Below are 23,978 nucleotides of genomic sequence, written 5' to 3' on the forward strand. Positions count from 1 at the left end.
AGTCGGCGGGCTGTGCAGAATGGAGGGATGGTCACCCAGCAGCACCCCTGGTCGAGGTACGTCGCGATCGGCGACTCGTTCACGGAGGGCATCGGCGACCCCGAGCCCGGCTCGCCCGGCGGCCACCGCGGCTGGGCCGACCGCGTCGCCGAGGTGCTCTCGCAGGGCACCGACGACTTCGCGTACGCCAACCTCGCGATCCGGGGCCGGCTGATCCAGCAGATCATCGACGAGCAGGTCGAGCCCGCGCTCGAGCTGCGCCCCGACCTCATCACGATCTCCGCGGGCGGGAACGACGTCATCCGGCCGCGCACCGACCCCGACGAGATCTCGGCGCGCTTCGAGTACGCGATCGAGCGGCTCTCCCGCGACCGCGCGACGATCGTGATCTTCACGGGCGTCGACGTGGGCTTCTCCCCCGTGTTCCGCGGCATCCGCGGCAAGGTCGCGATCTACAACGAGAACCTGCGCGCGATCGCGCAGAAGCACGACTGCATCGTCGCCGACCAGTGGGCGCTCGCCGAGATCCAGGACCAGCGCATGTGGGACCGCGACCGCCTGCACCTGAACTCGCTCGGGCACCACGAAGTGGCGCGGATGGTGCTGCGCGCCCTCAACGTCGAGAACGACCTCGAGCCGATGAAGCCCGAGCCGCTGCCCGTGCGGTCGTGGCGTGCGGCGCGCACCGAGGATCTCTCGTGGGCGCGCGAGTACCTCGTGCCATGGGTGCTGCGCCGCATCCGGCACCAGTCCTCGGGCGACTCCGTCACCGCCAAGCGTCCCGACGCCGGGCCCTACTCCGTGCGGATCGCGGATGCGCTCGCCGACGAGCCGCCGAGCACCGGCGCCGACTGACGCGCGAGTTCGCAGGATGGCGCGCCGGATGGCGCCCTCCTCCAACCCGCCAGCAGCGTTGGATGCGCCCGGCGACGCTAGTCGAGCCCGCCGGGGTTGGTCAGCCGCCACCACGTGCCCGGATCGTCGACGGTGCCGTCGAGCACGAGCGGCACCTCGATGCGTTGCGTGCCCGCGGTGACCACGGCGGTGCCGACGTCGGAGCCGTCCTGCGCGAGCCGGATGGGCTCGGCGTCGACCGAGACGTCCACCGGCGTGTCGGACCACACGACGACGCTCGCCGACTCGGAGGTGCGAGCCGAGGCGGTGTCGCCCCACGGAGTCGAGTAGGTGGCCAGCTCGGTGCCGGCCTTCACAGCGACCACCTCGTGGAAGCCGGGCGCGATGGTGTCGATCATCTCGGCGATGGCCTGTCGCACCGCCGGATGGTTCGCGCCGCCGAGCAGCACGCCGACGATCGTCACCGACGACGAGCCGACCGCGACGTCGGCCGAGAACAGCAGGTTCGCCGCGTCATCCGTCGTGCCGGTCTTGATCCCGTCGACGCCGTGCGTGCCGAGCAGCTTGTTCGAGTTCTTCAGGGTGCCGAGCTCGGGGATGTCGACCTGCTTGGTCGCGACGATGTCGGCGAGGGTCGGCTCCTCGAGCGCGAGCTGCCCGAGCCGCACCAGGTCGGTCGCGCTCGCCGTGTTCTCGAGCGAGAGCCCGCTCGGGTCGGCGATCCGCAGCGTCGACAGGCCGTGCTCGTCCGCCCACGCGTTCGCCCGCTCGACGTAGGCGTCGACGGACCCGAAGCCCCAGACGGCGAGCGAGTTCGCGTAGTTGTTGCCCGAGGGCAGGAGCATCGCCTCGAGGCTCTCCTTGAGGCTCAGTGTCGAGCCTGGCACCACCGGAGCGACGGAGCCGTTCTGGGCGACCATGTCCCAGTAGATCGCGACGTCGGCATCGGTGTACCGGATGTCGGGGCCGCCCTCGCCCGCCGGGATCGGGTGCTGCTCGAGCAGCACGAGCGATGTGACGACCTTCGCGATGCTCGCGATCGGCATGGACGACGCCTCGTTCCCCGCGGCCAGCGTGCCGTCGAAGCCGACGGCGCCGACGGCCCACGCCCCGAAGTCGGGCTGGTCGACGACCTGGGGCGCCGCGGCGAGGGGCGCCGGGTCGATGACGGCCGGCGCGGCGGCGGGCACGGGGGCGCCGAGCGTCGTGGTGGCGTACGCACCGCCGCCCACGAGCCCCGCGAGGAGCATGCCGAGGGTGCCGAAGACGACGAACCGGCGACGGCGGTACACCCGCGCGGAGGGGCGGGGCGACCGGTCTGCGGTGAGAGCGGCCGGGGCGGGAGGGGCCGGGGCGGGTGTTCGAGCCATCCGTTGCAGGATACCCAGCGGAGCTATGCGAGCGCGTACAACGCGACGGCCGCGGCCGCCGCGACGTTCAGCGAATCGACGCCGTGCGCCATGGGGATGGTGACGACGGTGTCGGCGGCCGCGAGCGCCTGCCGCGAGAGCCCATCGCCCTCGGCGCCGAGCACCAGCGCGAGGCGCTCGGGCGGATCGGCGGCGAGCTGGCGCATCGTGACCGCGTCGTCGCTCAGGGCGAGGGCGGCCACGCGGAAGCCGTGCCCGGTGAGCAGCTCGCGCGCCGCCTGCCACTCGGGGAGCCGGGTCCACGGCACCTGGAACACGGTGCCCATGCTCACCCGCACGCTGCGCCGGTAGAGCGGGTCGGCGCACCGCGGCGTCACGAGCACCGCATCGGCGCCGAGCGCGGCGACCGAGCGGAAGATCGCGCCGACGTTGGTGTGGTCGACGATGTCCTCGAGGATCGCGACGCGCCGAGACGCCGCGAGCAGCACGCCGGGGTCGGGCAGGGCGGGCCGCTCGAACGCGGCGAGCGCGCCGCGGTGCACGCGGTAGCCCGTGATCGCCTCGAGCTGGGCGGGGTCGGCGAGGTGCACGGGGATGTCGAACGGCTCGAGCGCGGCCTGCAGGCCGGGCAGCCACTTCTCCTCCATGAGCACCGAGCGGGGCACGCATCCGGCGTCGAGGGCCCGGCGGATCACCTTGGCCGACTCGGCGATGAAGATGCCGCGCTCCGGTTCGGTGATGCTGCGCAGCGCCACATCCGTCAGACTGGCGTAGTCGGCGACGGCGTCGGTCGCGGCGTCCCGCACGTGTTCGATTCGCATGGGTCAAGCCTGCCGGGTGCCGGAAACAATCCGGAAACGTCGGGCGTTGAGAATCTGGAGCACCGCAGGAAGGGAGAGCCCGTGGTCACTGGGATCGACGTGCCGGCCCCGAGCGGCGTCCTGCTCGACGAGGCGATCGGCCTGATGCGCGGCGCTCGCGTGGCCGTGCTCACGGGCGCGGGGGTCAGCACCGACTCGGGCATCCCCGACTACCGCGGCGCGGGAGCGCCGCCGCGCAGCCCGATGACGTTCCAGACGTTCCTCAACTCCGAGAGCGCGCGCAAGCGCTACTGGGCGGGCAGCCACCTCGGCTGGCGGCACTTCGGCGCCGCCGAGCCGAACGACGGGCATCGCGCGCTGGCCGCGCTCGAGGCGGGCGGCGTCGTGTCGGGCGTGGTCACGCAGAACGTCGACGGGTTGCACCGCCGGGCCGGCAGCACGCATGTCGTCGAGCTGCACGGCGCATCCGACCGGGTGCTGTGCCTCTCGTGCGGGCAGGTGTTCGCGCGCCAGTCGATCGCCGAGCGGCTCGAGCAGCTCAACCCGCACATCGACCTCGAGGTCGCCATCCGCCCCAACCCCGACGGCGACGTCGACGTCGACGACCCCGACGCGATCGTGATCCCCGAATGCACCGTGTGCGGCGGCGTGCTCAAGCCCGACGTGGTCTTCTTCGGGGAGTTCGTGCCGACGCCCGTCTACCGGCAGGCGGCCTCGCTCGTGCAGGGCGCCGACGTGCTGCTCGTGGCGGGTTCCTCGCTCGTCGTGAACTCGGGCGTGCGCCTGCTCGAGATCGCGCGGCGCCGGCGGGTGCCGATCATCGTCGTGAACCGCGGCGTCACGAAGGGCGACGCGCGCGCGACCGTCAAGCTCGACGCGGGCGCCACCGAGACGCTCACGGCGATGGCGGAGGCGCTCGTCGCCTGACCGCGCGGGTCGCGATCGGCTCGCTCTGCGGACCGGGTCAGCGCCGCGCGTGCGCCGCGCGCCCGTTCGCCTCGCCGACCTCGAGCAGCAGCTCGAGGAGCCGCTCGGCGGACGCACTCCAGGTGAAGCGACCCACCAGGTCGGCGGATGCCGCGGAGCGGCGCTCCCATTCGCCCGGCTCGTCGAGCGACGCGATCGCCCGGGCCGCGGCGTCGGCGTCGTCGGCCGGGAAGTACACGGCCGCGTCGCCGCCGATCTCACGGAAGATCGGGATGTCGGTGACCACGACGGGCGTGCCGAACCGCATGGCCTCGACGAGCGGGATGCCGAATCCCTCGGCCTTCGACGCGGTCACGAGCGCGGTCGCGCCGGCCAGGAGCTCGGCGTACTCGGCGTCGGTCGCCCCGTCGTGGAACACGAGCCGCGCCTCGGGCGCGAGCCGGGTGAGCCGGCGCCGCTCCTCATCGGAGATGCGGCTCATGAGGTGCAGCTCGTGGTCGGGCAGCAGGGCGGCGGCGCGCACGAGCGTGTCGACGCCCTTGTACGACATGAACGAGCCCATGTAGACGAGGTGCTTCGCGGTCGGCCGGGTGCGCGGCAGCTCCGGCGTGCCGAGTTCGTCGGCGGCGTTGTGCACGACCGTGAGGGGCCGCCTCGTGAGCCGGTGCGTCCGGATCAGGCCGGCGCTCGTCTCCGAGACGGTGACGACCGCGTCGGCGCGGTTCAGCAGCATCCGCTGCGGCCACCACGCCAGGTGGTAGAGGCGCCACAGCCCGCGCACGAACGCGGGCAGGTCGCGCGGCGGCGTGCGGTTCTCGTAGTAGATGAGGTCGTGCAGGGTGAGCACGAGGCCGTAGTCGCGCCCCCACGAGCCCATCGTCTGCATGGGCGAGAACACGACGTCGGGCCTGAGCTTGCGCACCTGCCGGGCGACCCACGGCTCGCGCGGGCTCGTCGGGCTGCTGACGAGCTCCCAGGGCAGCGCGGGCAGCTTCGCGAGCTGGCGGTGGTCGCTGATGAGCATGGTGACCGGATGCCGCCGGCCGATCTCGGCCACGAGCGCCGCCGTGAAGCGACTGATGCCGTCGTGGTGGTCGATGCGCACGTAGCGGCAGTCGAACACGATCCTCACGCGGCATCCCCCTCGAGGAACTCGCGGATGCGCCCGGCGGCCTCCGCGGGCGTCTCGTAGTGGATGAGGTGGCCGACGCCGGGGATGACGGCGAGCTCGGCGTCGTCGAAGAGCGGCCGCAGCCGGTGCTGCGCGGCCAGCGGCGTCACGTCGTCGCGTTCGGCCGCGACGAGCAGCACCGGCACGTGGATCGCGGGCGCGTACTCGCGGACGTCATGGCTGACGGAGGCTTCGAATGCCTCGAGCACCGCGTCGCGGTCGCCGAACGCCGAGAAGTACCGGTCGTGCTGGTCGTGGATGAAGCGGCGCAGCGCCGGCTCCTCGGTCTTGGCCATGGTCACGCTCATCACGCGCACGATCCCCCGGTTGCGCAGCAGGGCGAAGCCGAGCCGCTCGGGCAGCGCGGCCGCGATGCGGTAGTACGCGACCGCCAGCCGGGTCATGATCGCGCGGGGGCCCTCGAGCGCGGGCGCGCCGATCGGGTTGACGAGCACGAGCTCGCGGGGCGCGAGTCCTCTGGCGACGGCGGCCGACGTGATGATCGAGCCGAACGAATGGCCGAGGAGCACCCACCCGCGCGGTCCGTCGGCGGCCGCGCCATCCGTCACGCCGGCCGCCTCGGCGAACTCGCCGAGCCACGCCGCGTAGGCGTCGATGTCGTGCGGCCCCTCGGCGAACGGCGAGGACTCGCCGAAGCCCGGCAGGTCGGGCACGATCAGCCGGTACCCCGGAAGCTTCGCGACGATCGGCTCGAGCCCGTGGTGGTCGCCGCGGAATCCGTGCACCATCACGATCGCGGGCGCGCCCGGGTCGCCGTACTCCCACCACGCGGTGTCGCTGCCGTGCACGTGGGCACGGCGTTCGCGCACCGGGATGCGCGCGAGGTCGTCGGCGTACGGTGAGGCGATCATCCGTGTCATCCTACGGCGCGGCGCCTGAGCGCTGTCGGCGGGCGCGGATACCGTGACCGGCATGGAGCACTCCCCCGCCGCGTCGTGGGCCGACACCCTCGCCGTCTTCGACCTCGAGACGACCGGCATCGACATCGACACCTGCCGCATCGTCACCGCCCACGTCGGCGTGATCGGCCCCGATGGCGAGGTGCTCGAGCAACGGCAGTGGATCGTCGATCCGGGCGTCGAGATCCCGACCGCCGCGACGCTCATCCACGGCATCACGACCGAGCGCGCGCGCCTCGAGGGCCTCGCCGCCGTGCAGGGGGTCGCCGAGATCATCGGGGCGCTGCGGGATGTCGCGGCGCGCGGCCTGCCGATCGTCGCGTACAACGCCGCCTACGACCTCTCGGTGCTCCACCGCGAGGCCGAGCGGTACGGGCACGAGGCGTTCCGCGGGCCCGGCTACGTGGTCGACCCGCTCGTGATCGACAAGGCCGTCGACCGCTATCGGCGCGGCAAGCGCACGCTCACGGCCGCGTGCGAGCACTACGGCGTCGAGCTGCTCGCGGCGCACGATGCCGGAGCCGATGCGATCGCCGCCGGGCGCGTCGCGCAGGCGATCGCGCGCGCGTTCCCCGAGGTCGCGGCCTGCGCGGTCGCCGAACTGCACGCCCGCCAGGTCGACTGGTGCCGTGAGCAGGCCGAGGGCTACCAGGAGTGGCGCCGCCGCAACGGCGAGCCCGAGTTCACGACCTCAGGGGCGTGGCCGCTGCGCTGAGCGCCCGGTTGCCCGTCGCGTTCGCGGCATCGCCGTGGAATCCTTGGGTCATGGAGGCATCCCGCGTGAACCGGTCCGAGACCGAAGCCCTCGTCGACGCGACCGCCCTGTGGATCCTGGGCGACACCCCGGTCGACACCGTGCTCGAAGCCGCCGTCGACCTCATCGTCGCCGGCGCCGACTCGGCGGCGCTGCGTGAACTCGCCGGCATGTCGGATGCCGAGGATCCGTGGCAGATCCGCGCCGTGCTCGGCCGCACGTTCGACGAACTCGGCCTCGAGATGCCCGACGCGGGCGCGACCGACACCGTGCGCCTCGCGCTGCGCGAGCTCGGCGCGCTGCTGCTGCACGACCGGATCTCGGTGCGCGAGCTCATCGATCGCGCCCGCGCCCTCGTGGGCGACGCCGCGGGCACCGTGGGGGCGGCGGAGCTGATCGAGATCGGCGAGGCGCTCGACTCGGGCCGCTCGACCGCGCACGAGGCCCAGTTGGCCTCGATCGACTGGGCGACCGGGTACCTGAGGCCGCCGGCCGCGTCGTGAGCGGGTGCCGCGGTCTCCCGGGGACGACGAAGGGCGGCCGACCGGAGTCGACCGCCCCTCGTTCGGCGCCTTACGCGCCGAAGTTCTTGAAGCGCTTGTTGAACTTCTCGACGCGACCGGCCGAGTCCATGATGCGCTGCTTGCCCGTGTAGAACGGGTGCGACTCCGACGAGATCTCGACGTCGATGACCGGGTAGGTCTGGCCGTCGAGCTCGATCGTCTTGTCGCTCGAGACCGTCGAGCGGGTGAGGAACGTGGCGCCCGAGGCCAGGTCGCGGAAGACGACGGCGTCGTAGGCGGGGTGGATGTCGGACTTCATGGTGAATCCTCGCTGGTCGGATGATGGGTTCGCCCCGCCTCAGGGCAGGGAAGCTGGCGGCCTTCGGGCCAAAACACGAGTCTAGCAGAGATCGATCGGGATGCCGCGTCAGGCGGCCGTGCGGCGCGCGGTGTACCGCCCGTCGCGCTCGCTCAGCTCGATCGGCATGCCGAACGTCTCGCTGAGCGTCTCCCCCGTGAGCGCCTCGGCGATGGGGCCGGAGGCGCGGATCTTCCCGCCGGCGAGGAGCATCGCGTGCGTGAAGCCCGCCGGGATCTCCTCGACGTGGTGGGTGACCATGACGATCGCCGGCGACGTCGGCGACGAGGCGAACCCGCCGAGGAGCGCAACGAGCTCTTCACGGGCGCCGAGGTCGAGCGACGCGGCGGGCTCGTCGAGCAGCAGCAGCTCGGGGTCGGTCATGACCGAGCGGGCGATCTGCACGCGCTTCTGCTCGCCGTCGGACAGGCTGCCGAACCGGCGGCCCGCGAACCCCTCGAGGCCCCACTCCTTCAGCACGCGCTGCGCGCGCCGGTCGTCGATGCCCTCGTACTCCTCGTTCCAGCGGCCCGTGACCGAGTAGGCCGCCGTGAGCACGGCGTCGAGCACGGTCTCGTTCTTCGGGATGCGGCGGGCCATCGCCGTGGAGGCGAAGCCGATCATCGGACGCAGCTCGAACACGTCGACCTTGCCGAGCGATTCCTGCAGCACCTCTGCAGAGCCCGACGTGGGGTGCATGGCCGCGGCGGCGATCTGCAGCAGCGTGGTCTTGCCCGCGCCGTTCGGCCCGAGGATCACCCAGCGCTCGTCGGATCCGACGCTCCAGTCGATGTCGTCGAGGATCGTGTTGCCGTCGCGGACCACCGACACATGCTGGAACTGCAGAACAGGAGAGGCCATGCCAACCATGCTAGTGGGACGGCCGGAGCCGCTCCGCGCAGCCCCGGAGCCGCTCAGCGCCCCGCGAGGACGCGCTCGTAGAGGGCCCGCGTGGCCGCCCCGATGGCGTCCCACGCGAAGTGCTCCTCCGCGCGCCGCCGCCCCGCCGCGCCCATCTGCGCGGCGCGATCCGGGTCGCTCACGACGCGCGTGAGCGCCTCGGCCAGGTCTGCGACGAACCGGTCGGGATCGAGCGGGGTCCCGGTGCCGTCGTCGTGCTGCTCGATGGGCACGAGGACGCCCGTGACGCCGTCGTCCACGACCTCGGGGATGCCGCCGGTCGCCGTGCCGACGACGGCCGCGCCGCACGCCATGGCCTCGAGGTTGACGATGCCGAGCGGCTCGTACACCGAGGGGCACACGAACGCGGTCGCGGCCGTGAGGAGCGCGGTGAGCTCGTCGCGCGGCAGGTGCCGGTCGATCCAGACCACGCCTTCGCGGGTCCGCCCGAGCTCGGCGACGAGCCCTGAGACCTCGGCCATGATCTCGGGGGTGTCGGGCGCCCCGGCGCAGAGCACGAGCTGCACGTCGGCGGGCAGCGAGCGTGCGGCGCGCAGCAGGTAGGGCAGGCCCTTCTGCCGGGTGATGCGGCCCACGAACACGATCGACGGCCGGTCGGGGTCGACGCCGAGCGCGCGCACCTGGTCGGGGTCGTCGTTGGGCTTCCAGTCGGCCAGGTCGATGCCGTTGTACACGACCGAGACGCGGTCGGGGTCGATGCCGGGGTACGAGCGCAGGATGTCGCGGCGCATGCCGTCGCTCACGGCGATCACCGCGTCGGCGTCCTCGAACGCGGTCCGCTCCACCCAGCTCGAGACCCGGTACCCCCCGCCGAGCTGCTCGGCCTTCCACGGCCGCAGCGGTTCGAGGCTGTGCGCCGTCACGACGTGCGGGATGCCGTGCAGCTGCTTGGCGGTGAATCCCGCGAAGTTGGCGTACCACGTGTGCGAGTGCACGAGGTCGGCCCCCGCGGCATCCTGGGCCATCAGCAGGTCGACGCCCATCGTCGCCAATGCGGCGTTGGCGGCCGCGAACTCGGCCGGCGTCGCATAGCCGGTGGTGCCTGCTTCGTCGCGCGGTGCCCCGAAGCAGCGCACCTGCACGTCGAGGTCGCGCCGCAGCGCGCGGACGAGCTCGGCGACGTGGACGCCCGCCCCTCCGTAGATCTCGGGCGGGTATTCCCGGGTGAGGAGGTCGACTCGCATGCGGCAACGTTAGCCCGTTCCCGTCACGCGCCGTCAACCACCTGTGCCGTCCGCCACGGGCCTGACTACGCTGGGCACATGGTGGCGACGCGCAAGATCTTCGGCATTGTCCTCGCTGGCGGCGAGGGCAAGCGCCTGATGCCCCTCACCGAGGACCGGGCCAAGCCCGGCGTCCCGTTCGGCGGGCAGTACCGGCTCATCGACTTCGCGCTGTCGAACCTCGTCAACTCGGGCCTGCGCCAGATGGTGGTGCTCACGCAGTACAAGTCGCACAGCCTCGACCGGCACGTGTCGCAGACGTGGCGGCTCGACGGCATGCTCGGCTCGTACATCGCCTCGGTGCCCGCGCAGCAGCGCCTCGGCAAGCGCTGGTTCTCGGGGTCGGCCGACGCCATCCTGCAGAGCCTCAACCTCATCTACGACGAGCAGCCCGACATCATCGTCGTGGTCGGCGCCGACCACGTGTACCGCATGGACTTCAGCCAGATGATCCAGGCGCACATCGACTCGGGCGCCGAGGCCACCGTCGCCGCCATCCGCCAGCCGATCTCGCTCGCGAACCAGTTCGGCGTCATCGAGGTCGACGCGAAGTCGCCCGAGCGCATCCACCGGTTCCTCGAGAAGCCGAGCGACCCCGAGGGCCTGCCCGACTCCCCCGACGAGGTGCTCGCCTCGATGGGCAACTACGTCTTCAACGCCGACGCGCTCATCGACGCGGTGCTGCGCGACGGCGAGCGCACCGACTCGAGCCACGACATGGGCGGCGACATCATCCCCGCGTTCGTGGCGCAGGGCACCGCCGGCGTGTACGACCTCAAGCGCAACGACGTGCCGGGCTCGACCGACCGCGACCGCTACTACTGGCGCGACGTGGGAACGATCGACTCGTTCTTCGAGGCCCACCAGGACCTCATCTCGGTGCTGCCGGTGTTCAACCTCTACAACCAGGAGTGGCCGATCTTCAGCCAGCAGGTGAACTCGCCGCCCGCGAAGTTCACCCGCGACGCGCGCGGGTCGCTCGGCACCGTGATCGACTCGATCGTCTCGCTCGGCTCGGTCATCTCGGGCGCGCACGTGGAGCGCAGCGTGCTCGGCCCGTGGGCGATCGTGGGCTCGGGAGCGAACGTGTCCGACTCGATCCTGTTCGACCGTGCGCGCATCGAGGCCGGGGCGACCGTGCGCCGGGCGATCCTCGACAAGGAGGTCGTCGTCGAGGAGGGCGCCCACATCGGCCTGAACCGCGCGGAGGACCTCGCGCGCGGCTTCGTGGTCACCGACAGCGGCATCACGGTGGTGGGCAAGGGCTCGCACGTCCGGGCCACCGCGTGAGCGCCGCCGCCCCCGGCCGCTCCGGCGGCCTGCTCGTCGTGCTCGACGCCGACTCGACGCTGATCCGCGAGGAGGCCATCGAGCTCCTCGCCGAGGCGGCCGGCAGCCTCGAGCACGTCGCCGCGGTGACCGAACGGGCGATGCGCGGCGAGCTCGACTTCGCCGCGAGCCTGCGCGAGCGCGTCGCGACCCTCGCCGGGCTCCCCGTCGCCGAGGTCGTCGCGGCTCGCGAGCGGCTCACCCCGACGCCCGGCGTGCAGGAGCTCATCGACGGCGTCCACGCGGCCGGCGGCCGGGTGGGCGTGGTCTCCGGCGGATTCCACGAACTCCTCGACCCGCTCGCCGAGCGCCTCGGCCTCGATTTCTGCCGCGCCAACCGCCTCGAGGTCGACGGTGGTCGGCTCACGGGCCGCGTGCTCGGCGACATCGTCGACGCCGAGGCGAAGCGGCACGCGCTCGAGGAGTGGGCCGCGGCATCCGGCACGCCCCTCGCGCGCACCATCGCGGTGGGCGACGGCGCGAACGACCTGCGCATGCTCGACCGGGCGGCGCTCGGCGTCGCGTTCTGCGCGAAGCCCGTCGTGCGGGCCGAGGCGGATGTCGCGATCGACCGCGTCGACCTCAGCGGCGTGCTCGCGCTGGCGGGCCTGCGGGGCTGAGCCCGCGCACGTCCGCGGCTGCGGGCACGCTGGGAGTTCCATCCGAACGCATGGAGATCGCCGCGGCGCCGTCATAGCCTGCCGCCATGAACGCTCGCAACGTCGCACGTGCCCTCACCACGCTCGCCCTCGCGGGCGCGCTCGCCGCAGCCGGATCGATGCCGGCCCTCGCCGCGCCATCCGGCGATCACCCCGGCCGACTGGCCGAGTCGTACCCGCTGCCCACCGGCTACCAGCCCGAGGGCATCGCGATCGACGCGCGCGGCACCGCCTACGTGGGCTCGCTCGCAGACGGGTCCATCCGCGGGATCGACCTCCGCACCGGGGAGTCCGAGCTCGTGAGCCCGGCGGTCGGCAGCCCATCGGTCGGCCTCAAGGTCGACCGGTTCGACCACCTGTTCGTCGCCGGCGGACCATCGGGCACGGCCCGCGTCGTCGACACGACGAGCGGCGAGGTGCTCGCCGAGTACGCGCTGGGCGCGGGCTTCATCAACGACGTGGCGATCACAACGGACTCCGCCTGGTTCACGAACAGCGCGGCCGCCGAGCTGTACCGGATCCCGCTCGGCGCGAACGGCAGCCTGCCCGAGCAGTCGGACGTCGAGACGCTCGCCCTCGGCGGCGACTGGCAGCAGCAGCCCGGCTTCAACGCGAACGGGATCGCGGTCACGCCCGACGGCAGCGCCCTGCTCGTCGTGCAGTCCTCGACGGCGACGCTCTACCGGGTCGACCCCACCACCGGCGACGCCACGGCGGTGGACCTCGGCGGCGAGTCGCTGACGTTCGGCGACGGCCTGCTCACGGTCGGCAACCGGCTCTACGCCGTGCAGAACCGACTCGGCATCGTGTCGGAGTTCCGGCTGGCACCGGATGGGACGAGCGGCACCCTCCTCGACCGGATCACGAGCCCGCTGTTCGACGTGCCCACGACGGTCGCCGCCTACCGCGACAGCCTGTTCCTGCCGAACGCGCGGTTCGGCACGCCCGACCCGGCGAACGCCGCGTACGACGTCATCCGCGTGGAGCGGTAGCCGGCCGGACCTCCGCCGGGATCAGTGGCCCATGCCGAGGCCGCCGTCGACCGGGATGACGGCGCCGGAGATGTAGCCGGCGTCGTCGCCCGCGATCCATGCGACGACCTTTGCGACCTCGTCGGGCGTCGCGAAGCGGCCGGCGGGGATGTTCTTCTTGTACTCGGCCTGCTGGGCCTCGGGGAGCGCGTCGGTCATGTCGGTCTCGATGAACCCGGGTGCCACGACGTTCGCGGTGATGCCGCGCGCGCCGAGCTCGCGCGTGAGCGAGCGCGCCATGCCGACCAGGCCGGCCTTCGAGGCCGAGTAGTTGACCTGCCCGGCCGAGCCGTACAGCCCGACGACGCTCGAGATGAGCACGATGCGGCCGAAGCGGGCCTTGAGCATGCCCTTCGACGCGCGCTTGACCACGCGGAACGCGCCCGTGAGGTTCGTGTCGACGACGCTCGTGAACTCCTCCTCGCTCATGCGCATGAGCAGGGTGTCGCGCGTGATGCCCGCATTGGCGACGACGACCTCGACGGGTCCGAGTTCGGCCTCGACCTCGGCGAACGCGCGGTCGATCGACTCGGCGTCGGTCACGTCGGCGCGGACCGTGAGGGCCCCCTCCGGACCCTCGCCCGAGCGAGCGGTCACGGCGACGCGGTGACCCTGGGCGAGGAACTGCTGCGCGATCGCGTAGCCGATGCCGCGGTTGCCTCCGGTCACCAGCACGGTGCGGGTCGTGGTCATGGCGGACTCCATCTCTCTTCCCTGGGGTGCGTCAAGGCCGGAAGGCCCGTCCCAGCATAGAGGTTGCCGAGTACGCGGGTTCGGGCCCGTGTCGGCGACGTAGGCTTGATGGCGAGGAGCGCCGTCGGCCACGGCGACCACGATGAAGCACCAGCCCCTGCAGTCGATCACGTCGCTGCCTCCGTCGCCGGAGGAGGAGCGTCGCGCGCGCATGATCAAGTACACGGTCATGATGGCGATCCGCGTCGCGTGCATCTTCGCGCTGCTCTTCGCCAAGGGATGGTGGATCCTCGTCTTCGCCGCGGGCGCCGTCTTCCTTCCGTACTTCGCGGTGATCGTCGCGAACGTCGGCACGAGCCGGGCGGGCGGCGAGGTCGAGCGGCCCGGCGGCATCGTGCCGCTCCGGCCCGAGCCGTTCGAGCCCGAGCCCGACCGCGACGACGAGACCCCGGAGGCCGAGCGGTGATCGGCTCCCCCGGCGCCGCCCCCGACGGCGGCTGCTCCCGCGCGGGCTGCCGCGAGGCGGCGTCCTGGCGCATCGACTGGCGGAACCCGAAGATCCACGGTGCGGATCGGGTGAAGACCTGGCTCGCGTGCGACGAGCACGTCGACTACCTCCGCGAGTTCCTGGCCGCGCGCTCGTTCCCAGTGCGCGTGTCGGCGTTCGACGCGGCGTCCACGGATGCCGCGGCGCCGCTGCCGCTCGGCGACCTTCCGGCCGCGGGCGGTGAGCGCGCGTGAGCGACTGGCGCTTCCTCGCCTCGCCGCGCTGGGCGGGCTACCTCGCGCTCGTGATCGTCTTCGCGATCGCGTGCTCGGCGCTCGGCACCTGGCAGCTCAATCGTCGGGCCGAGGCGCTCGCCGAGGTCGCGCGCATCGACGCGAACTACGACGCCGACCCCGTGCCGGTGGCCGAGGCGCTGCCCGAGCTCGACGGTTTCGACATCGACCAGCGCTGGCAGGTCGTCGCCCTGGAGGGCGAGTACCTGCACGACGAGGAGGTCGTCGTACGCAACCGGCCCTACGAGGGCAGCACGGGCTTCGAGGTCCTCACTCCCCTGCGGCTCGAGGACGGCACGGTGTTCATGGTCGACCGCGGGTGGGTCGCCCAGGGCTCCGACGGACGACCCGCCGAGGTGCCGGCCGCGCCCGACGGCGAGGTCTCCGTGACCGCGCGACTCAAGGCCGGTGAGCAGCGCATCGCCGGTCGCACCTCGTCGGGGTCGGAGCTGGCGACGATCGACCTCGACGAGCTCGCCGACCGCGTCGGCGAACCGGCCTACACGGGGGCCTACGGCATCCTCGTCCAGACGGGCGCCGACGCCGGCGAGCCGCCCCTCGCGCTCGCGCGGCCCGTGCGCGACGAGGGTCCGCATCTCTCGTACGCGCTGCAGTGGTTCGTGTTCGCCCTGCTCGCGTTCGTGGCGCTGGGCTGGTTCGCGAACCAGGAGCGCAAGACGCTGGCGATGGATGCCGCGGAGCGCCCGGGAACGGGCACGCGCACGCCGCAGCGCCCGGCTCCTGCGGAGCCGAAGCGGCCGACCAGACCGCCGCGCAGCCGCAGCGACGCCGATGTCGAAGACGAGATCCTCGACCGCCGCTGAACGCGTCACGCGGCGGGGGTCGCGTATTCGGGGGCGACGTATCGTGGGAGGCGGAGACGCGCCACACCTGGGAGGTCGACGATGAGCGACGATCCGCAGCGCGCCGCGTGGCAGTACCGGCTCGATCGCCTCGCGCGCGACGAGGCGACCACCCGTGGCGACGTGCAGGACGTCTCCGACGCGTCGTCGGAACCCGCTCGACCGTCCACCCAGGCGGAGCGGTCGGCGTACGTCGAGAACGCGATCCAGCAGGCGATCCGCCGCGGCGAGTTCGACGACCTCCCCGGCGCGGGGAAGCCGCTCGAAGGCCTCACCGGACGGCATGATCCCGACTGGTGGATCCGTCGCAAGATCGAGCGCGAGCGGTTGACCGGCCTGGGCCCGCCCGCGCTCACCCTGCGGGTCGAGGACGCGCAGCTCGAGTCCCGCCTGGACGGGATCCACCGCGAGTCGGACGTGCGCGAGGCGCTCGACGACTTCAACCGGCGCCATCGAGGCGCGGCGCCAGCTGCTCGGCGGGCCGCCCGTCGTGACCCCGACTCGCGATGTCGATCACGAGATCCGTGCGTGGCGAGCGCGTCGCGAGGCTCGGCGGCTCCGAGCGGCCGAGGAGCGCGCGCAGTACGAGCGCGAGCAGGCGCAGCGGACGCCGCCGAAGCGGTGGTGGCGGCGCCGCGGCTGACCCCGGCGCCGGCCCCCAGCGCGCCAGCGGTCACCAGGAGAGCTCGACCTCCAGCTCGTTCTCGCCCTCGCCGCCGAGCTCCACTTCCACCTTGAGGTGGACCTCGTCGGGGATGCGCACGGTGACGAGCCGTCCGGCGCGCGAGAACTCGACTGAATTGTTCCTCGCCAACTCGTCGGCGAGTGCGTGGAGCTTGGCGGCCGCCTCCTCGCGGCTCATGCGCTGGGCGTCCTCGATGTCGAACAGGTCCATGGCCCCTCCCCTGGTCTCCTGCTCTCGACCGTACCTTCCCCTGCAGTCCCGCGCACCGACATCCGGGCGTGGACGTCCTCGCGTTGCCCGATCCCTCAATGCGAGCTGCTTGGCTCCTCCGCGCTTCGCATCTCGAATGCCTGCGTGAACGCGGGGCCGTCCGGATCCCCGACGATGGCCTCGAGCTTGAGTCCGCCGAACGCGGATCGGCTGACGAGGAGCGTCCATTCGATCTCATGGTCGTCGTTGCTCATCGAAACGTGCAGGTTGTCATGATTCAGCCGCCAGGTTCCCTCCGCATCGAGGTGCTCCGCGGCCATCTCCACGACACCGGTGCCCCAGTACGCCGACTGATCGGGGACGGTCAGGTCGCGAGCCGTCGCCTTTCCCGCCTCTGTCAAGTGCAATTCGCCGGGAGCATCGCCTGACGCGCTCACCCAGGTCCCGACCAGCGCTGCGTCTGCGGTGTCGCCGATCGGCTGCGGCGCATATCCGAACGCCAAGACGATGACTGAAGTTGCTGCGACGGAACACGTCAGCAACGTCACGAAGACGCCATCGAGCCACCGAGACGTCTGCGCCCGCGAGGCGCCTCCTTCATGGTCGCGTCGACGCGCGATGGAGGTTCGGACGACGAGGATCGTGGCGATGATGAGAACCAGGTAGCCAACCGCGCAGGCCATCAGGAAGGGCAGAACGATGATGGCATTCACGGTGTCTCCGAAGTTCGACGTGGCCGCGTCGCGGCCGACTGCCACCAACGTACGGGAACACAGCGTCCCCCCTCGGTTCCGAGCCACGGGTGGACCCTGAGCGGACGATCGTCACCGATGCCTGCCGATGCCCGCGGTGGGGAACTCGGTCGCGTGGCCGTCGAGTTCGAGTGCCGGACGCCTTGGGCCGAGATCCTGCATTGCCTCGCAGGTCGCCCGGCTGCGACGATGGCGCGATGATCGATCAACAGCGGCTCTGGGACGAACGGGCCGCGCGCGACTACGACACGCCGGGCGAAGGCATGTTCGCGCCTGATGTGCTCGACCGGACGGTCGAGCGACTGGCTCGGCTCGCCGACGGCGGGAGGGCGCTGGAGTTCGCGATCGGCACCGGTCGGGTCGCCATCCCGCTGTCCGCGGCCGGCGTCGACGTGAGCGGGATCGAGCTGTCCCACGCGATGATCGCCCGGCTGCGCGAGAAGGTCGGCGAAGCGGAGATCCCAGTGGTGCAAGGCGACATGACGACGACGTTCGCGGGCCGCGACTTCTCGTTGGCGTTCCTCGTGTTCAACACGATCGCCAACCTGCTCACGCAGGACGAGCAGGTCGAGTGCTTCCGCAACGCTGCTCGTCACCTGAGGCCCGGCGGTCGATTCGTCGTCGAGCTCTGGGTCCCCCAGCTGCGATCCCTCGCACCCGGCCATCCCGGCACGGTCGAGGTCAGCCGGCCGGGGTACCTGCTGGTGGACACGTACGACACCATCCGTCAGTTGGTCATCTCGCACCACGTGCGTTTCGGCCCCGACCTCGCCGACGGGAGCGACGCGCGGATGTCGCGGACACCGCAGCGATACGTCTGGCCGGGCGAACTGGACCTCATGGCGCGCCTCGCGGGCTTCGACCTCGAAGCACGCTGGGCGGACTGGGACGGCGAGCAGTTCACCGCGGATTCCCGGAGCCACGTGTCCGTGTACCGGCTGGCCGGGCCCGGCTGATCTCAGGCGAGCTCGATGAGCTCCTGGTACTCGCGGCTCCAGTGGTCCTCGACGCCGTCGGGCATGATGAGCACCCGCTCGGGATTCAGGGCCTCGACGGCGCCCGGGTCGTGCGAGACGAGCACGACGGCGCCCTCGTAGTGCGCGAGCGCGTCGAGGATCTCGGCGCGGCTCGCGGGGTCGAGGTTGTTCGTCGGCTCGTCGAGGAGGAGCACGTTCGCCCCCGAGACGACGATCATCGCGAGCGCGAGCCTGGTCTTCTCACCGCCGGAGAGCACGCCGGCGGGCTTGTGCACGTCGTCGCCGGTGAAGAGGAACGAGCCGAGCACCTTGCGAGCCTCGGTCTCGGTCAGGTTCGGCGAGGCGCTGACCATGTTCTGCAGCACGGTGCGCTTCACGTCGAGGGTCTCGTGCTCCTGCGCGTAGTAGCCGACGCGCAGTCCATGGCCCGGTTCGACGACGCCCGTGTCGGGTCGGTCGACGCCCGCGAGGATCCGCAGGAGCGTGGTCTTGCCCGCGCCGTTCAGGCCGATGATGACGACCTTCGACCCGCGGTCGATCGCGAGGTCGACGGCGGTGAAGATCTCGAGCGAGCCGTAGCTCTTCGACAAGTCGGCCGCGGTGAGCGGCGTGCGACCGCAGGGTGCGGGGGTCGGGAACCGGAGCTTCGCGACGCGATCGACGGCGCGCACCTCCTCGAGGCCGGCGAGCAGCTTCTCGGCGCGCGCGACCATCTGGTGGGCGGCGGCGGCCTTGGTGGCCTTCGCACCGAACTTCGCGGCCTGCTGGCGCAGCGCGTCGGCCTTCTTCTCGGCGTTGACGCGTTCCTTCTTGCGGCGCTCCTCGTCGGCGGCGCGCTGGCGCAGGTAGTGCTTCCAGCCCATGTTGTAGATGTCGATGACCGAGCGGTTCGCGTCGAGGTAGAACACGCGGTTCACGACCTCGCCGACGAGCTCGACGTCGTGGCTGATGACGATGACGCCGCCCTTGTAGCCCTTGAGGAATTCGCGGAGCCACACGACGGAGTCGGCGTCGAGGTGGTTGGTCGGCTCGTCGAGGATCATCGTGTCGGCGTCGGAGAAGAGGATCCGGGCGAGCTCGATGCGGCGGCGCTGGCCGCCCGAGAGCGTCTTCAGCGGCTGGTCGAGGATGCGGTCGGGCAGGTTGAGGTTCGAGGCGATCGACGCGGCCTCGGCCTCGGCCGCGTACCCGCCGAGCGCCTGGAAGCGGTCGGTGAGGGTGCCGTAGCGCTTCATCGCCTTCGCCGCGATCTCCGCATCGTCGGAGCCCATGAGCTCGGATGCCTCGTGCATGCCGAGCACGAGGGAGCCGAGGCCGCGCGCGTCGAGGATGCGGGTGCGGGCCAGCATCTCGGGGTCGCCCGACCGCGGATCCTGGGGCAGGTAGCCGATCTCGCCGGACCGGTCGATGCGGCCTGCGGTGGGCAGCGTCTCGCCGGCGAGCGTCTTCGTGAGCGTCGTCTTCCCGGCGCCGTTGCGCCCGACGAGCCCGATCTTGTCGCCGTCGGAGACGCGGAAGTTCACGCCCTCCATGAGCACGCGCGCGCCCACGCGGATCTCCAGGTCCTGGACGGCGAGCACGGTGACCTCCGGTGGGGGCGGTGATGGGGGTGGACGTGCCGAACGGCACAGCCCTCCAGTCTAGCGGGGGCGGGGATGCCGAGTGTCGCCGGGGCCCGGCAGACTGGCGTGATGGCGACCGACTCCTCCCCCGCGCTGCGCGCGGCCCGGCTCGCGGCGCACGGCTTCCGCGACCGCACCGACGACGTGGTCGCGGTCGTGGAACGGCTCGGGGCCATCCAGGCGCAGGACCTCGCCGCCGCCAAGTGGGCGGTCGGCAGCCGGATGTCGCACCCCACCGTCGAGGCGGTCGACGACGCGATCGAGTCGCGCCGGATCGTGCGCTCGTGGCCCATGCGCGGCACGCTCCACCTCATCCCGACGCGGATGCTGCGGCCGGTCCTCTCGATCACCGGGCCGCGGGTGATCGCGCAGGCGGGGCTCCGGCACCGGCAGCTCGAGTTGGGCCCCGCCGAGTACCGCACCGCGCGCGCGACGGTCGAGCGCGAGCTCGCGGGCGGGGCCAGCGCGACGCGCGAGCAGCTCGCCGCGATGTGGGCTGCCGCCGGTCTCGAGACTCCTGGCCAGCGCCTGTACCATCTGATCTGGTGGCTCGCACAGGACGCCGTGCTGTGCGGCGGGCCGGTCGACGGGCGCGTGCAGCACTTCGCCCTGCTCGACGAGTGGGCGCCCGCCCCGTCCGATGCCCCGACCGAGCGCGACGAGGTGCTCGGCGAGCTGTTCGCCGCGTACGTCGGCGGACACGGTCCGGCGACGATCGCCGACTTCGCGTGGTGGGCGGGGCTCACGCTCGCCGATGCGCGCACGGCGCGTGCCGCCGCCGGCGAGCTCGTCGAACCGTTCCCGGGCCGCGACGAACGGTACGTGCGCGCGGGGTCGACGGATGGCACCGCCGCGCGCCCCAGCGGCGCGCTCGCGCTCGCCGGATTCGACGAGTACTTCCTCGGCTACGCCGACCGGTCGGCCGTGTGCGAGCCCGAGTTCGCCGAGCTGGTCGTGCCCGGCCGGAACGGCGTGTTCCAGCCATTGCTCGTGCTCGACGGACGGGTCGTCGGAACCTGGGCGCGCACCGGCACCGCGGCCCGGCCCCGGGTCGAGCTCCGCTGGTTCCGGTCGGTGCCCTCGGCCGCGTCGGCGCGGTTCCGACGTCCGGTCCACGCCTGGGCGCGGTTCGCGGGGATCGCGCTCGCGGAGATCGACGAGCGCGTCCACGGGGCGTGAGCGCGCCGACGCGCCATCCGTCGCCTCGCCTGCACATGACGATGGGCGGCCCGGCTGATGCCGGACCGCCCATCGGGTGCGTCGTGCGTCCTACTCCTGGACGAGCGCCGCCTGCAGCTCGATCGTGATCGTGACCTGCTCGCCGACGAGCACGCCGCCGGTCTCGAGGGTCGCGTTCCATGTGAGGCCGAAGTCCTCGCGGTTGATCACGGTCTTCGCGGTCGCGCCGCCCTTGTAGTTGCCGTACGGGTCGGTGCCGAACCCGCCGAAGTCGAAGTCGAAGGTGACGGGCTTCGTGACGCCCTTGATCGTGAGGTCGCCGTCCACCTTGAAGTCACCGCCCTCGACGCGGACACCGGTCGAGACGAACTCGATCGTCGGGTACTGCTCGGCCTGGAAGAAGTCGTTCGTGCGCAGGTGCGCATCGCGGTTCGGCTCGTTCGTGTTGATCGAGGCGACCTCCGCCGTCGCGGTCACGCGCGAGTCCAGCGGGTCGGCCCCGGTCTCGAACGTGGCGTCGAAGCGCTCGAACTTGCCCTTGACCTTGCTGATCATGAGGTGTCGGACGCTGAAGGCCACCTCGCTGTGCGTCGGGTCGATCTTCCAGGTGCCGGCGCGGTAGCCGGGGATCTCGATCGTCGTCTCGGTCGTCGTCATGCGGTTGCTCCCAGTGGTTGCTCTGCGGCCGATCGGCCACAGTCAATGCAAACGCATGAAGGTTCGCGATCTATTCCCGACCGGCGAGCGTGATCTCCCGACGCAGTTCCAGCACGCGCTCGGCCGCGTCGTCGAGGCGCTCCATCGGGATCCGTCCGGCCGCGACGGCCGCGGCGACCGAGCCGACGAGCCCGTCGACGCTGATCCCGAACTCCGACGGGTCGGCCGGCAGCACGTAGAGCAGCAGGTCGCCGCCCGCGGCGATCGCGCGGACCGCGTTCTCGCCCGGGTCGGCGTACTCCGGCAGCTCGTTGTGCTGCAGCATGAGCATGTCGTCGGTGACCACGACCCCGTCGAACCCGAGCTCGTCGCGCAGGATCCGGTGCCATTCGGGCGACAGCGACGCCGGCGCGGCATCGACCGCGGGGTACGCGAGGTGGCCGGTCATCACCAGTTCCGCACCGGCATCGATCCCTGCGCGGAACGGCACCGAGGCGCCCCCACGCCAGTCGTCGAGCGTGAGCGGCGCGCTCGGGATCGACGTGTGGGAGTCGCCGGGCGCGGCGCCGTGGCCCGGAAAGTGCTTGAGCGTGGTCGCCACCACGCCGTGCTCGCCGTCGACGGCGGCGGCGACGCGCTCGGCCGCAGTGGCGGGATCGGTGCCCAGGACGCGCTCGAAGATGAACGAGCCCGGGTCGGCCGTGACATCCGCCACGACGCCGAAGTTGACGTTCACGCCCGACGCCGCGAGCGCCGCGGCCCTGGCGGCGAACGCGTCGCGGACCGCGTCGGCGGGCTGACCGCGCAGGTCGCCGGGCGCGGGTGCGGGGTCCCACGGGATCCGGCTCACGATCCCGCCCTCCTGGTCGATGCCGACGAGCGTCGCGGCCTCGGGGTCGGTCTGGAGCGCCCCCGCGAGCGCGGCGGTGGCGGCCTGGTCGGGCGGGATGTTGTCGCCCATGAGGATCACGCCCGCGATGCCCTGGTCCACGAGCGCCCGCAGCGGGGCGGGGTCGGTGCCCGGCGCGTGGAGCATGAGCAGGGAGGCGGCCTTCTGCTCGACGGACATCCCGGCCACGCGTTCGGCGGCCCACTCGGCGGCCGTCGGCGGGGTCGGGGTGGGCGTCGGCGATGGGGTGTGGGCGGCCGTCGGCGTTGCCGAGGGCGCGGCCGCGGGCCCGGCGCATCCGGCGAGCATCGACAGCGCGACCGCGGCGGTCAGGAGGGAGGGGACGGCGCGACGCACCGGGCGAGTCTACGACGCCGCGGATCGGAGGCGGCTCCGAGGCAGGGTAGAACGGATGGTGATGAACCTCGACGAGCACGACCGCGAGATCCTGCGCCGGTACGCGGCCGACGCCACCTTCATGGCGGGCGGTGCGGCGGCGATCCTGCTGCAGCTCGCCGATCCGCGCATCGCCGCCGGGGTGGCCCGGCACAGCGGGTTCCGCGAGCGCCCGCTCGACCGGCTCGCGGCGACCCACCAGTACCTGATGGCGCTGTGGTTCGGCGACGAGCGCGACATCCGGGCCGTGGTCCGTGCCGTGAACGCCCGACACGCGCACGTGCGCGGCGACGACGCGCCCCGGTACGACGCGCGTGAGCCCGACGCACAGCGCTGGGTGGCCGCGACGATCCTGCACGTCGGCACCGACCTCGAACGGCGGATGTCGCGCAGGCCGCTCGACCCGGCGACGGCCGACGCACTCGTCCGCGCCTACGCCCCGCTCGCCGGACGCCTGCAGGGCGCCTCGGCCGGATGGCCGTCGACCCGCGCGGAGTTCGACGCCTGGTGGTCCGAGCGGCTGTCGCACCTCGAGGTCGGCCCCGAGGCGCGCGCGGTCGCGCGCGACCTGCTCGCCGGCACTGGCCTGCCCGCGCCGCTGCGCCCGCTCATGGCGCCCGTGCGCCTGGTGACGGTCGCGCTGCTGCCGCCCGAGGTCCGAGCGGGCTACGGCTTCGGGTGGACGCCGCGCATCCAGCGGGTCGCGGGCGCCTGGATCGCGGTGCTCGGTGCCGCCCGGCGCATCGTGCCGATGCCGGTGCGCACCATTCCCATGCGGATATCGCTCCGGCGCGTGCGGCAGCGCAGCCGCTACGCTGAGGGTGACCTGCGAGGACGAGGATGACCCAGCACGCATCGCACCGCGGCGAGCCGCTCGACGCGATCGACCGACGCATCGTCGCGGAACTGAGCCGCGACGGCCGGCTCTCGGTGCGCACCCTCGCCGAGCGCGTGCACATCTCCCGCACGGCGGCGCACAACCGCGTGCTCGCGCTGCAGCAGCGCGGGGTGATCACGGGGTTCGGCGCGCAGATCGACCGCAAGGCGATCGGCCTGAACATCTCCGCGCTCGTGGTGGTCCGCATCGGCGACGTCTCGTGGGAGGAGATCGCAGCCAAGCTCGCGACGCTGCCCTTCGTCGAGAAGGTGCAGGCCGTCTCGGGCGACATCGACATCATCCTCACCGTCAGCGCGCCCGACCACGAGCAGCTGAGCCAGGCGATCCTGCGCGACATCCACGACATGCCGGGCGTCGTCTCGACGCGGTCGCACCTGATCCTCGCCGAGATCGACGGTCGCCCGCCCGCGCAGTCGCTGGACATCTGGCGCTCCTGAGCCGCGTTTCACGGACGCGCGGCATCCGTTGCGCACGCGGCGTGCCGTTCGTTCACGGTTGCGCCGTACCCCGAGCGGGGGGCCGGAGACTGTCGCAC

General features: G+C 72.3%; 27 protein-coding genes and 1 pseudogene. 15 read left to right on the plus strand and 13 right to left on the minus strand.

Features of this window, described 5'->3' with window-relative positions:
- Positions 1-27: 27 nt before the first annotated feature.
- The gene (locus JOD46_RS11305) at positions 28-855 is read left to right on the plus strand and encodes an SGNH/GDSL hydrolase family protein (protein WP_204394329.1); all 828 of its coding nucleotides are present in this window, start codon (positions 28-30) and stop codon (positions 853-855) included.
- Positions 856-932: 77 nt separating this feature from the next.
- On the opposite strand, the gene JOD46_RS11310 is transcribed toward JOD46_RS11305, so the two are convergent.
- Together JOD46_RS11310 and JOD46_RS11315 are read right to left on the minus strand one after the other, a co-directional pair.
- A complete protein-coding gene (locus tag JOD46_RS11310; RefSeq protein WP_204394331.1) occupies positions 933-2,225 on the minus strand; it encodes a D-alanyl-D-alanine carboxypeptidase family protein in 1,293 nt (430 codons plus the stop codon).
- 23 nt (positions 2,226-2,248) lie between these two features.
- A complete protein-coding gene (locus JOD46_RS11315) occupies positions 2,249-3,046 on the minus strand; it encodes a TrmH family RNA methyltransferase (RefSeq protein WP_204394333.1) in 798 nt (265 codons plus the stop codon).
- Between the two features lie 144 nt (positions 3,047-3,190).
- Here JOD46_RS11315 and JOD46_RS11320 point away from each other — a divergent pair, with 144 nt between their 5' ends.
- Positions 3,191-3,973: a Sir2 family NAD-dependent protein deacetylase gene (locus JOD46_RS11320; protein ID WP_204396559.1), complete on the plus strand. Its 783-nt coding sequence runs from the start codon at positions 3,191-3,193 to the stop codon at positions 3,971-3,973.
- A 37-nt stretch (positions 3,974-4,010) separates the two neighbouring features.
- Here JOD46_RS11320 and JOD46_RS11325 read toward each other — a convergent pair whose 3' ends face one another.
- Both JOD46_RS11325 and JOD46_RS11330 read right to left on the minus strand, forming a co-directional pair.
- Positions 4,011-5,105, minus strand: coding sequence for a glycosyltransferase family 4 protein (locus JOD46_RS11325; RefSeq protein WP_204394336.1), 1,095 nt, complete (start codon positions 5,103-5,105; stop codon positions 4,011-4,013).
- Entirely contained in the window at positions 5,102-6,016 is a 915-nt protein-coding gene (locus tag JOD46_RS11330; protein ID WP_372432486.1) for an alpha/beta fold hydrolase, read from the minus strand. Before JOD46_RS11330 ends, JOD46_RS11325 begins: the two co-directional genes overlap by 4 nt.
- 61 nt (positions 6,017-6,077) lie before the next feature.
- On the opposite strand from JOD46_RS11330, the gene JOD46_RS11335 reads away from it, so the two are divergent.
- A complete protein-coding gene (locus JOD46_RS11335; RefSeq protein WP_204394340.1) occupies positions 6,078-6,779 on the plus strand; it encodes an exonuclease domain-containing protein in 702 nt (233 codons plus the stop codon).
- 50 nt (positions 6,780-6,829) lie between these two features.
- Positions 6,830-7,321 carry a hypothetical protein gene (locus JOD46_RS11340; protein ID WP_204394342.1) on the plus strand — a complete coding sequence of 164 codons (492 nt, stop codon included), beginning with the start codon at positions 6,830-6,832 and terminating at the stop codon, positions 7,319-7,321.
- A gap of 70 nt (positions 7,322-7,391) precedes the next feature.
- On the opposite strand, the gene JOD46_RS11345 is transcribed toward JOD46_RS11340, so the two are convergent.
- The 3 genes from JOD46_RS11345 to glgA form a co-directional block, all read right to left on the minus strand.
- A complete protein-coding gene (locus JOD46_RS11345) occupies positions 7,392-7,640 on the minus strand; it encodes a type B 50S ribosomal protein L31 (protein WP_204394350.1) in 249 nt (82 codons plus the stop codon).
- A 108-nt stretch (positions 7,641-7,748) separates the two neighbouring features.
- Positions 7,749-8,540 (minus strand): ABC transporter ATP-binding protein, encoded by a 792-nt coding sequence (locus JOD46_RS11350; protein ID WP_204394352.1) that lies wholly within the window; start codon positions 8,538-8,540, stop codon positions 7,749-7,751.
- 53 nt (positions 8,541-8,593) lie between these two features.
- A complete protein-coding gene (gene glgA / locus JOD46_RS11355; protein ID WP_204394354.1) occupies positions 8,594-9,784 on the minus strand; it encodes a glycogen synthase in 1,191 nt (396 codons plus the stop codon).
- Between the two features lie 78 nt (positions 9,785-9,862).
- Here glgA and glgC point away from each other — a divergent pair, with 78 nt between their 5' ends.
- The 3 genes from glgC to JOD46_RS11370 all read left to right on the plus strand — a co-directional run bounded on the left by glgC (position 9,863) and on the right by JOD46_RS11370 (position 12,803).
- Positions 9,863-11,113: a glucose-1-phosphate adenylyltransferase gene (glgC, locus tag JOD46_RS11360; protein ID WP_204394356.1), complete on the plus strand. Its 1,251-nt coding sequence runs from the start codon at positions 9,863-9,865 to the stop codon at positions 11,111-11,113.
- Positions 11,110-11,772 (plus strand): phosphoserine phosphatase SerB, encoded by a 663-nt coding sequence (serB, locus tag JOD46_RS11365; RefSeq protein WP_307835014.1) that lies wholly within the window; start codon positions 11,110-11,112, stop codon positions 11,770-11,772. Before glgC ends, serB begins: the two co-directional genes overlap by 4 nt.
- An 86-nt stretch (positions 11,773-11,858) precedes the next feature.
- Positions 11,859-12,803: an SMP-30/gluconolactonase/LRE family protein gene (locus tag JOD46_RS11370; protein ID WP_204394358.1), complete on the plus strand. Its 945-nt coding sequence runs from the start codon at positions 11,859-11,861 to the stop codon at positions 12,801-12,803.
- Positions 12,804-12,824: 21 nt separating this feature from the next.
- Here the strand turns inward: JOD46_RS11370 and JOD46_RS11375 are convergent, their stop codons facing one another.
- A complete protein-coding gene (locus JOD46_RS11375) occupies positions 12,825-13,535 on the minus strand; it encodes a beta-ketoacyl-ACP reductase (RefSeq protein ID WP_204394360.1) in 711 nt (236 codons plus the stop codon).
- A gap of 142 nt (positions 13,536-13,677) precedes the next feature.
- Here JOD46_RS11375 and JOD46_RS11380 point away from each other — a divergent pair, with 142 nt between their 5' ends.
- From JOD46_RS11380 to JOD46_RS11395, 4 genes and pseudogenes are all read left to right on the plus strand, one after another.
- Positions 13,678-14,001 (plus strand): DUF3099 domain-containing protein, encoded by a 324-nt coding sequence (locus JOD46_RS11380; RefSeq protein WP_204394363.1) that lies wholly within the window; start codon positions 13,678-13,680, stop codon positions 13,999-14,001.
- Positions 13,998-14,276, plus strand: a complete 279-nt coding sequence (locus JOD46_RS11385; protein ID WP_372432491.1) for a hypothetical protein — start codon at positions 13,998-14,000, stop codon at positions 14,274-14,276. Before JOD46_RS11380 ends, JOD46_RS11385 begins: the two co-directional genes overlap by 4 nt.
- Positions 14,273-15,139 (plus strand): SURF1 family cytochrome oxidase biogenesis protein, encoded by an 867-nt coding sequence (locus JOD46_RS11390; RefSeq protein ID WP_204394365.1) that lies wholly within the window; start codon positions 14,273-14,275, stop codon positions 15,137-15,139. The genes JOD46_RS11385 and JOD46_RS11390 overlap by 4 nt, the downstream gene beginning before the upstream one ends.
- An 81-nt stretch (positions 15,140-15,220) precedes the next feature.
- Positions 15,221-15,821, plus strand: a pseudogene (locus tag JOD46_RS11395) (DnaJ family domain-containing protein).
- Between the two features lie 30 nt (positions 15,822-15,851).
- Here the strand turns inward: JOD46_RS11395 and JOD46_RS11400 are convergent.
- Together JOD46_RS11400 and JOD46_RS11405 are read right to left on the minus strand one after the other, a co-directional pair.
- Complete coding sequence (locus tag JOD46_RS11400) at positions 15,852-16,073, minus strand: amphi-Trp domain-containing protein (RefSeq protein ID WP_204394366.1); 222 nt, start codon at positions 16,071-16,073, stop codon at positions 15,852-15,854.
- Between the two features lie 95 nt (positions 16,074-16,168).
- On the minus strand, positions 16,169-16,831 hold the full coding sequence (locus JOD46_RS11405) for a hypothetical protein (protein WP_204394367.1): 663 nt from the start codon (positions 16,829-16,831) through the stop codon (positions 16,169-16,171).
- A 191-nt stretch (positions 16,832-17,022) separates the two neighbouring features.
- Here JOD46_RS11405 and JOD46_RS11410 point away from each other — a divergent pair, with 191 nt between their 5' ends.
- Entirely contained in the window at positions 17,023-17,781 is a 759-nt protein-coding gene (locus tag JOD46_RS11410; RefSeq protein WP_204394368.1) for a class I SAM-dependent methyltransferase, read from the plus strand.
- Between the two features lie 2 nt (positions 17,782-17,783).
- Here the strand turns inward: JOD46_RS11410 and JOD46_RS11415 are convergent, their stop codons facing one another.
- Positions 17,784-19,382 (minus strand): ABC-F family ATP-binding cassette domain-containing protein, encoded by a 1,599-nt coding sequence (locus tag JOD46_RS11415; protein ID WP_204394369.1) that lies wholly within the window; start codon positions 19,380-19,382, stop codon positions 17,784-17,786.
- A 111-nt stretch (positions 19,383-19,493) separates the two neighbouring features.
- On the opposite strand from JOD46_RS11415, the gene JOD46_RS11420 reads away from it, so the two are divergent.
- Positions 19,494-20,603 (plus strand): winged helix DNA-binding domain-containing protein, encoded by a 1,110-nt coding sequence (locus tag JOD46_RS11420; protein ID WP_204394370.1) that lies wholly within the window; start codon positions 19,494-19,496, stop codon positions 20,601-20,603.
- 90 nt (positions 20,604-20,693) lie between these two features.
- Here JOD46_RS11420 and JOD46_RS11425 read toward each other — a convergent pair whose 3' ends face one another.
- Positions 20,694-21,260, minus strand: coding sequence for a YceI family protein (locus JOD46_RS11425; protein ID WP_204394371.1), 567 nt, complete (start codon positions 21,258-21,260; stop codon positions 20,694-20,696).
- A gap of 70 nt (positions 21,261-21,330) precedes the next feature.
- On the minus strand, positions 21,331-22,506 hold the full coding sequence (locus JOD46_RS11430) for a glycoside hydrolase family 3 N-terminal domain-containing protein (protein ID WP_307835015.1): 1,176 nt from the start codon (positions 22,504-22,506) through the stop codon (positions 21,331-21,333).
- 55 nt (positions 22,507-22,561) lie between these two features.
- Between JOD46_RS11430 and JOD46_RS11435 the strand changes: the two genes are divergently transcribed.
- Together JOD46_RS11435 and JOD46_RS11440 are read left to right on the plus strand one after the other, a co-directional pair.
- A complete protein-coding gene (locus JOD46_RS11435) occupies positions 22,562-23,389 on the plus strand; it encodes an oxygenase MpaB family protein (protein ID WP_204394372.1) in 828 nt (275 codons plus the stop codon).
- Positions 23,386-23,880: an Lrp/AsnC family transcriptional regulator gene (locus JOD46_RS11440; RefSeq protein WP_204394374.1), complete on the plus strand. Its 495-nt coding sequence runs from the start codon at positions 23,386-23,388 to the stop codon at positions 23,878-23,880. The genes JOD46_RS11435 and JOD46_RS11440 overlap by 4 nt, the downstream gene beginning before the upstream one ends.
- Positions 23,881-23,978: the final 98 nt, after the last annotated feature.

This window comes from Agromyces aurantiacus, from assembly GCF_016907355.1.
In the GTDB taxonomy this organism is placed as follows: Bacteria; Actinomycetota; Actinomycetes; order Actinomycetales; family Microbacteriaceae; genus Agromyces; species Agromyces aurantiacus.

Bases quoted from the DNA above. Each gene is read 5' to 3' on its own strand.
- JOD46_RS11335 (WP_204394340.1), top strand. From the start codon at position 6,078: ATGGAGCACTCCCCCGCCGCGTCGTGGGCCGACACCCTCGCCGTCTTC.
- JOD46_RS11400 (WP_204394366.1), bottom strand. From the start codon at position 16,073: ATGGACCTGTTCGACATCGAGGACGCCCAGCGCATGAGCCGCGAGGAG.
- JOD46_RS11305 (WP_204394329.1), top strand. From the start codon at position 28: ATGGTCACCCAGCAGCACCCCTGGTCGAGGTACGTCGCGATCGGCGAC.
- JOD46_RS11340 (WP_204394342.1), top strand. From the start codon at position 6,830: ATGGAGGCATCCCGCGTGAACCGGTCCGAGACCGAAGCCCTCGTCGAC.
- JOD46_RS11410 (WP_204394368.1), top strand. From the start codon at position 17,023: ATGATCGATCAACAGCGGCTCTGGGACGAACGGGCCGCGCGCGACTAC.
- JOD46_RS11320 (WP_204396559.1), top strand. From the start codon at position 3,191: ATGCGCGGCGCTCGCGTGGCCGTGCTCACGGGCGCGGGGGTCAGCACC.
- JOD46_RS11350 (WP_204394352.1), bottom strand. From the start codon at position 8,540: ATGGCCTCTCCTGTTCTGCAGTTCCAGCATGTGTCGGTGGTCCGCGAC.
- JOD46_RS11375 (WP_204394360.1), bottom strand. From the start codon at position 13,535: ATGACCACGACCCGCACCGTGCTGGTGACCGGAGGCAACCGCGGCATC.
- JOD46_RS11370 (WP_204394358.1), top strand. From the start codon at position 11,859: ATGAACGCTCGCAACGTCGCACGTGCCCTCACCACGCTCGCCCTCGCG.
- JOD46_RS11420 (WP_204394370.1), top strand. From the start codon at position 19,494: ATGGCGACCGACTCCTCCCCCGCGCTGCGCGCGGCCCGGCTCGCGGCG.
- JOD46_RS11315 (WP_204394333.1), bottom strand. From the start codon at position 3,046: ATGCGAATCGAACACGTGCGGGACGCCGCGACCGACGCCGTCGCCGAC.
- JOD46_RS11435 (WP_204394372.1), top strand. From the start codon at position 22,562: ATGGTGATGAACCTCGACGAGCACGACCGCGAGATCCTGCGCCGGTAC.
- glgC (WP_204394356.1), top strand. From the start codon at position 9,863: ATGGTGGCGACGCGCAAGATCTTCGGCATTGTCCTCGCTGGCGGCGAG.
- glgA (WP_204394354.1), bottom strand. From the start codon at position 9,784: ATGCGAGTCGACCTCCTCACCCGGGAATACCCGCCCGAGATCTACGGA.
- JOD46_RS11345 (WP_204394350.1), bottom strand. From the start codon at position 7,640: ATGAAGTCCGACATCCACCCCGCCTACGACGCCGTCGTCTTCCGCGAC.
- JOD46_RS11440 (WP_204394374.1), top strand. From the start codon at position 23,386: ATGACCCAGCACGCATCGCACCGCGGCGAGCCGCTCGACGCGATCGAC.
- JOD46_RS11330 (WP_372432486.1), bottom strand. From the start codon at position 6,016: ATGATCGCCTCACCGTACGCCGACGACCTCGCGCGCATCCCGGTGCGC.
- JOD46_RS11380 (WP_204394363.1), top strand. From the start codon at position 13,678: ATGAAGCACCAGCCCCTGCAGTCGATCACGTCGCTGCCTCCGTCGCCG.
- JOD46_RS11425 (WP_204394371.1), bottom strand. From the start codon at position 21,260: ATGACGACGACCGAGACGACGATCGAGATCCCCGGCTACCGCGCCGGC.
- JOD46_RS11310 (WP_204394331.1), bottom strand. From the start codon at position 2,225: ATGGCTCGAACACCCGCCCCGGCCCCTCCCGCCCCGGCCGCTCTCACC.